The organism is Streptomyces sp. AcH 505, assembly GCF_000818175.1.
GTDB lineage: Bacteria > Actinomycetota > Actinomycetes > Streptomycetales > Streptomycetaceae > Streptomyces.
In genome coordinates, this window is record NZ_JTIY01000002.1 from 585,638 (window position 1) to 591,901 (window position 6,264).

The following is a 6,264-nucleotide window of genomic DNA, read 5'->3' on the forward strand; positions in this document are numbered from 1 at the left end:
GCCTGACAGGCCTGCCGGACACAGGCCGTGGCCGAACGCGCCCGGCGGTCCCTTCGGGGAGGATGTGGGAATGGCCATCTCGGATCCCACGCCTGCCGTCTCCGCCGCCGTCGAGGGCGAGCTGCGGTTTCTCGACCCCGCCGTGTACGCGTCGCCCGCGCGCCTCGGCGAGCTGCTGCACGACGGCTTCACCTCGTTCGGCTCGTCCGGCACGGCGTACACGCGGGAGACGTACATCGACGAACTCCGGGCGTGGGGCGCTTCGACGCCGCCCGGCACGGTGTCCGGCATGACGGCGGCGCAGCTCGGCCCCGACCTCGTGCACATCACCTTCGACCTCACCGTGCGGGGCCGGGACGTCCATCGCAGTTCCCTGTGGAAGAACACCGAAGAGGGCTGGAAGCTCTACTTCACGCAGGGCACCACCTTCGCGAGCTAGGGGCCCACCAGGGGCCGGACCTCGCTCGCCACGAACCGGACGAAGCCCTCCGGGTCCGGCTCGTCGGCCGTCGGCTGGAGGACCACCGTGTCGGCCCCCGCGTCCACGAGACGGCCCACGGCCGTCGCGACGGCGTCGGCGTCGCCCGTGACGCCCGCCTCCGGGGTTTCCGCACGGCCTTCCCGGGCGAGCTCGCCGCGCAGCCGCTCCGCCGCGTCAGCGCCGGTCGTCGCCAGGAGATACACGACCACCGGGTGCGGTCCCGTGCGCCCGGCGGCGGCGCGGCCCTCGTCGATCAGGGCGCGCGCCTGGCGTACCTCGTCCGGTGTCGTGCCGCCGGTGAGGATCGTGCCGTCCGCGGCCTCGCCGGTCAGCCGCATGGTGCGCGGTCCCGTCGCCCCGGCGAAGATGCCGGGCGCCGTCGCGGGCGGCCAGTCCAGGGCGACGTTGTCGAGCTTCACGTAGCGGCCGTCCGTCGTCACGGACTCGCTCCGCAGCAGCGCGCGCAGCGCCTCCAGGTGCTCGCGCAACAGGGTCACCGGCGACTCGACGCGCGCGCCGACCTGCGCCATCCAGTCCTGGACACCATGGCCGATGCCCAGCACGACGCGCTCGGGGAAGAGCCGGTGGAGCGTCGCCGCCTCCATCGCCGTCAGGGCCACGTTCCGCAGCGGCACCGGGAGCAGCCCGACCCCGATCCGCAGCCGCTCCGTCCAGGCGAGGGCCGCCGCGGCGCTGGCGATACCGCTTTCGAGGAAGCAGTCCTCCCAGAGCCACAGCTCCTCAAGACCTGCCTCGTCCGCGGCGCGTGCCACGTCACGCAGTCGCTCAGGGGGCAGTTGGGGGCGGAACACAGCGCCAAGTGTTGTCATACGGTCATCCAACACGGCGGCCCCGCCGGGTGTCGACCTCGACCGGGGACCCCAACTCAGGTGGTCAGGCGCGTCGGACGGACGGCACTCGGGGCGGGACCGTGTGCCGGACCCGCCCCGAGCGATTGTGCCCCCTGCCCCGGAGGCTGCACGGCGTGCTCTTCCCCGAGCATGGTGTGGCCGACCGTGCACAGTTCGGGTGCCCCGCCCGGAGACCGGTAGGCGCGTCCGATCGGGTGACTTAGGGCCTAGGCGGTGGGGTCGACGACGACCTTGCCCACGGCGCCGCTCTCCACGGCTTCGTGCGCCGCCGCCACCTCGGAGAGCGGGAAGCGCCGCACCGGCAGCGGGCTCAGCGCGCCGGCGCTCATCGCCGCCCCCACGTCGGCCACCGCGTCCGCGAGGTCCGGCTCAGGGAATCCGTAGAGCAGGACGAACCGCAGCCGCACATTGGCCGTCATGAGCCGCCGGACCGGCAGGGAGACGTCCTCGGCCGCCGCGTACGTGGAGATCACCGTACGCGGGCCGCTCACGGCGAGGTCGAGATCGAGATTGGGGCCGAGGGCGACCTCGACGACGCGGTCCACGGTGGCGGCGAAGCCCTTCACCTGGTCCACGGCGTCCTTGTCGTGGTAGTTGACCACCAGATCGGCGCCCGCCAGGCGCGCAAGCTCGGCCTTCTCGGGGCCGCTGACGGTACTGACGACCCGGGCGCCGGCGTGCTTGGCCAGCTCGATCGCGAAATGGCCGACGGCTCCCGCGCCGCCCGCCACCAGCACCGCACGGCCGTTGAGCCGGCCGTCGGCGAACAGGCAGTGGTGCGCGGTCAGCGCGGGCACGCCGAGGCACACGCCCAGTTCGTCGTCGATGTCCTCGGGCAGCGGCACGGCGCGCTCCTGCGGCACGACGCTCCACTCTGCCGCCGTCCCCCACCGGTTGCCGAACGCGGCGAGATACGTCCACACGCGCTGTCCGACGCGCGCGGTGTCGACGCCGGGACCGACGGCGTCGATCCGGCCCGTGGCGTCGTGGTGCGGGACCTGGAACCCTGTCGGCGCCCCCGCGGTCGCGCCGCCCCGTGACTTCACATCGGTGGGGTTGACCCCCGACAGGGCGATCTTGACCCGTACCTGTCCAGGGCCGGGTTCGGGGCGGTCGACGTCCTCGACCCGCAGCACATCACGGGCGGAACCCAGACGGTCGTACAGAGCTGCTTTCACTTCATCGTCCTTTTGCCGCGAGGCGGGCGGTGGCATCGAACGGCCCGATCGTACGGCGCTCCTGCCCGTTACGGCCGCTGTGACACCGGACCGGCGGCGGGCGCCGTTACGGCACGCGGAACCGGGGTATTCCTGCTCGGACCACGACAGGCCGAACACGCACCGAACACGCACCGAACACGCACCGGACGGAAGGCGACGCACATGGAGATCGGCTACAAACTGGCCGCCGAGGCATTCGGTCCCGCGGAGCTGGTGCGTCAGGCGGTCCTGGCGGAGCAGGCGGGCTTCGACTTCGTGGAGATGAGCGACCACTTCCATCCCTGGCTGGACAACCAGGGTCACTCGCCGTTCGTCTGGACCGTGTTCGGGACGATCGCGGCGAAGACCGACCGTATCGGCCTCGCGACCGGCGTGACCTGTCCGACCGTCCGGTACCACCCCGCGATCATCGCCCAGGCGGCCGCGACCCTGGCCCTGCTGTCCGACGGCCGCTTCACGCTCGGCGTCGGATCGGGGGAACGGCTCAACGAGCATGTGGTGGGCCCCGGTTACCCCGGCACCGTCCGGGTGCGGCACGAGATGCTCCGCGAGGCGCTGGAGATCATCCGGCTGCTGTGGAGCGGCGGCTACCACTCGTACGAGGGCAAGCACCTGACCCTCGACGACGCCCGCGTCTTCGACCTGCCCGGCGAACTGCCGCTCATCGCCGTGGCGGCCAGCGGTCCGCCGTCGACCCGGATCGCCGCCGAACTGGGTGACGCGCTGTTCGCCACCGAGGACAAGCCGGAGATCGTCCAGGAGTACCGGGCGGCGGGCGGCACCGGCCCCCGGTACGCGGAGGTCCCGATGGCCTGGGCCCCCGACGAACACACCGCGGCCCGGGCGGCGCTGGAGACCTCGCGGTGGGCCGTGACCGGCTGGAAGGTCATGAGCGAACTGCCCAACCCGGTGAACTTCGAAGCGGCCACCACGACCGTGCGCGAGGAGGACATCCTGGAGAAGTTCGCCTGCGGCCCCGACCCCGCCCGCTATCTCCAGGTCGCCCAGCAGTACGCGGACGCCGGCTTCGACCGGCTCGTCATGCAGAACGCCGGGCCCGACCCGGACGGGTTCATCGACTTCTACCGGCGCGAACTCGACGGCCCGATGCGGAGGCTCAAGCCCTCGGGCGCGTAGCGGACAGACCGGTCTACGATCAGGCGGACACCGCGTTCACGGATCGCCTGCACGCACGAGGAGCCTCGATGACGACACTGGACGACGCGGCGGCGCTGGGCCGGGCGGAGCAGGGGCTCGCGGTGATCTCGACGCTGCGGGCCGACTCCACCATCCAGGGCTCGATCGTCAACGCGGGCGTACTCGCTCATCCGGTCACGGACGAGCCGGTGCTCGCCTTCGTCACGTACGGACCGGTGAAGCTCGCCAATCTGCGGATCAGGCCGCAGGTGACCGCGACGTTCCGCAGCGGCTGGCAGTGGGCGACCGTCGAGGGCCGCGCCGAGCTGGCCGGGCCCGACGACCCGCAGCCCTGGCTGGACGCCGAAGGGCTGCGGCTCCTGCTGCGGTCGGTCTTCGCCGCCGCCGGCGGCTCCCACGACGACTGGGACGAGTACGACCGGGTGATGGCCGAGCAGCGGCGTACCGCGGTGCTCGTCCGCCCGGACCGGGTGTACAGCAACCGGCAGACCGGCTCCTGACCCGATCCGGTGCCGTGTCCGACGCGGCGCCGCGTCGGACACGACCTAGCGCGCCAGCAGATCGCGGAGCGCGCCGATGACCTCGGCGGGGGACTCCTCGGCCATGAAGTGCCCGCAGGACACCGGGGTGTGCTTCAGGTCCGGTGCCCAGGCCCGCCACAGCTCGGCGGCGTCGAAGCCCAGCGCCGAGCCCCAGTCCTGCTGGAGCACGGTCACCGGCATCCGCAGCCGGTTGCCCGCCGCCCGGTCGGCCAGGTCGTGTTCGACGTCGACCCCGGCCGAAGCGCGGTAGTCGGCGACGATCGAGGGGACCGCCGCACGGGACGCCGCGAGGTACGCGGCGCGTACGTCGGCGGGGATCGCGGCCGGGTCGACGGCCCAGAGGTCGAGGAAGTGGCCGAAGAACGCGTCCGGCACGCCGCTGATCAGCTCCTCGGGCAGACCGGGCGGCTGGGCCATCAGATACAGATGGAAGCCGACGGCGGCCGACGTACCGTGCATCACCTCCCATGTGTCGAGGGTCGGCAGGACGTCGAGGGACGCCAGGTGGGTGACGGTTCCGGGATGGTCCAGCCCCGCGCGGATCGCCACCAGGGCGCCCCGGTCGTGGCCGGCGAGCGCGAAGCGCTCATGGCCCAGTGCCCGCGCCAGGGCGACCACGTCGGCGGCCATGGTGCGCTTGGAGTACGTCTGTCCTTCCGGGTCCGCTGGCTTGTCGCTGTCGCCGTAGCCGCGCAGGTCCGGGCAGATCACCGTGTGGTCGGCCGCGAGATCGGTGGCGACATGCCGCCACATCAGATGGGTCTGCGGGAAGCCGTGCAGCAGGACGACGGGGCTGCCCGAGCCGCCCACGGCGGCATGGAGCGCCACGCCGTCGGCGACGGTCACCCGCCGCTGGGTGAAGCCGGGAATCTGAGGGGTCATGGCTGCTCTCCTGGTGTGCTCTGTCGGTGTGCTCTGTACGGGTCGGTCGAGCCGAGTCTGCGGGCCGTCGATCAGCGGCGGATCAGCGCTGGATCAGTGGCGGACCAGGGGCCGCTCGGCGGCGGCTCGGCGAGGTGACCAGGGCGTCGCCCGGATAGGTTGGCGCGAGTGGCGACGCGGGGACAGGGAGGTGGGTGACCGGTGATCAGCTTCGGTGTGCTGGGCCCGCTGACCGCCCGGAACGAGCACGGGCCCGTCGATCTCAAGGGGCTGCGGCACCGCGCGGTCCTGGCCCGGCTGCTGATCGCCAGGGGCCGGGTCGTCCCCGTCGCCCGGCTGGTCGACGACCTCTGGGACGAGCCGCCGAAGGGCGCCGTCGGCGCCGTACAGACCTTCGTCGGCGCGCTGCGCAAGACCCTTGAGCCGGACCGCCCGCCGCGCACCCCGGCCCGGCTGCTGGTCACGGCAGAGCCCGGCTACGCGCTGCGGGCGGATCCCGGGACGGTGGACGCCTGGCGGTTCGAGGCCGCTGTCGATGCCGCCGCCCCGCTGCTGGCCGAAGGACGGGCCGAGGAGGCGCGGCTGCTGCTGGACGGCGCGCTCGGCGACTGGCGCGGACCCGCGTACGCGGAGTTCGCCGACGAGCACTGGGCGCGCGCCGAGGCGGGCCGGCTGGACGAGCTGCGGCTGCTGGCCGTGGCACGGCGCACCGAGGCGGCGCTCGGCCTGGGGCAGGCGGCCGAAGCGGTGCCCGGTCTCGAAGCCGCTGTCGCCGAACACCCCCTGCGCGAGGACGGCTGGCGGCTGCTCGCGCTGGCGCTCTACCGGGCGGGTCGCCAGGGCGACGCGCTCGCCGCGCTCCGTCGCGCCCGGGTCACGCTGCGCACGGAGCTGGGCGTGGATCCCGGCCCCGCGCTGCGGGAACTGGAGGCGGACATCCTCGGCCAGGCGGCGCGGCTCACCACGACGCCCGTCGCGCCTGCGCACCGTACGCACCCGGCGCTCCCGGCGGGCGGGCAGCGGCGCTCCCCGGCGCACCCGTTCGTCGGCCGTGACGCCGAACTGACCGCGCTCGACGGGGCCGCGGCCGACGCCGTCGCCACCGGCCG

Annotated in this window: 7 protein-coding genes; 4 read left to right on the plus strand and 3 right to left on the minus strand. The window is 73.4% G+C overall.

Going from position 1 to position 6,264, the window contains the following annotated elements; genetic code table 11:
* The first annotated feature begins 70 nt into the window (after positions 1-70).
* A complete protein-coding gene (locus tag HY68_RS32750; protein WP_347560673.1) occupies positions 71-439 on the plus strand; it encodes a DUF4440 domain-containing protein in 369 nt (122 codons plus the stop codon).
* Here HY68_RS32750 and HY68_RS32755 read toward each other — a convergent pair.
* Both HY68_RS32755 and HY68_RS32760 read right to left on the minus strand, forming a co-directional pair.
* Entirely contained in the window at positions 436-1,311 is an 876-nt protein-coding gene (locus tag HY68_RS32755; RefSeq protein ID WP_041998686.1) for an LLM class flavin-dependent oxidoreductase, read from the minus strand. The genes HY68_RS32750 and HY68_RS32755 overlap by 4 nt on opposite strands.
* A gap of 248 nt (positions 1,312-1,559) precedes the next feature.
* Entirely contained in the window at positions 1,560-2,531 is a 972-nt protein-coding gene (locus HY68_RS32760) for an NADPH:quinone reductase (protein ID WP_041998688.1), read from the minus strand.
* A 204-nt stretch (positions 2,532-2,735) separates the two neighbouring features.
* On the opposite strand from HY68_RS32760, the gene HY68_RS32765 reads away from it, so the two are divergent.
* Both HY68_RS32765 and HY68_RS32770 read left to right on the plus strand, forming a co-directional pair.
* Positions 2,736-3,710, plus strand: a complete 975-nt coding sequence (locus tag HY68_RS32765) for a TIGR03557 family F420-dependent LLM class oxidoreductase (RefSeq protein ID WP_041998691.1) — start codon at positions 2,736-2,738, stop codon at positions 3,708-3,710.
* Positions 3,711-3,778: 68 nt separating this feature from the next.
* Complete coding sequence (locus HY68_RS32770; RefSeq protein WP_041998694.1) at positions 3,779-4,231, plus strand: TIGR03618 family F420-dependent PPOX class oxidoreductase; 453 nt, start codon at positions 3,779-3,781, stop codon at positions 4,229-4,231.
* 45 nt (positions 4,232-4,276) lie between these two features.
* On the opposite strand, the gene HY68_RS32775 is transcribed toward HY68_RS32770, so the two are convergent.
* A complete protein-coding gene (locus tag HY68_RS32775) occupies positions 4,277-5,155 on the minus strand; it encodes an alpha/beta hydrolase (RefSeq protein WP_041998697.1) in 879 nt (292 codons plus the stop codon).
* A 204-nt stretch (positions 5,156-5,359) separates the two neighbouring features.
* On the opposite strand from HY68_RS32775, the gene HY68_RS32780 reads away from it, so the two are divergent.
* A partial coding sequence (locus tag HY68_RS32780; protein WP_198533469.1) for a BTAD domain-containing putative transcriptional regulator occupies positions 5,360-6,264 on the plus strand: 905 nt, incomplete at its 3' end.

Bases quoted from the DNA above. Each gene is read 5' to 3' on its own strand.
- HY68_RS32750 (WP_347560673.1), top strand. From the start codon at position 71: ATGGCCATCTCGGATCCCACGCCTGCCGTCTCCGCCGCCGTCGAGGGC.
- HY68_RS32755 (WP_041998686.1), bottom strand. From the start codon at position 1,311: ATGACAACACTTGGCGCTGTGTTCCGCCCCCAACTGCCCCCTGAGCGA.
- HY68_RS32765 (WP_041998691.1), top strand. From the start codon at position 2,736: ATGGAGATCGGCTACAAACTGGCCGCCGAGGCATTCGGTCCCGCGGAG.
- HY68_RS32770 (WP_041998694.1), top strand. From the start codon at position 3,779: ATGACGACACTGGACGACGCGGCGGCGCTGGGCCGGGCGGAGCAGGGG.
- HY68_RS32775 (WP_041998697.1), bottom strand. From the start codon at position 5,155: ATGACCCCTCAGATTCCCGGCTTCACCCAGCGGCGGGTGACCGTCGCC.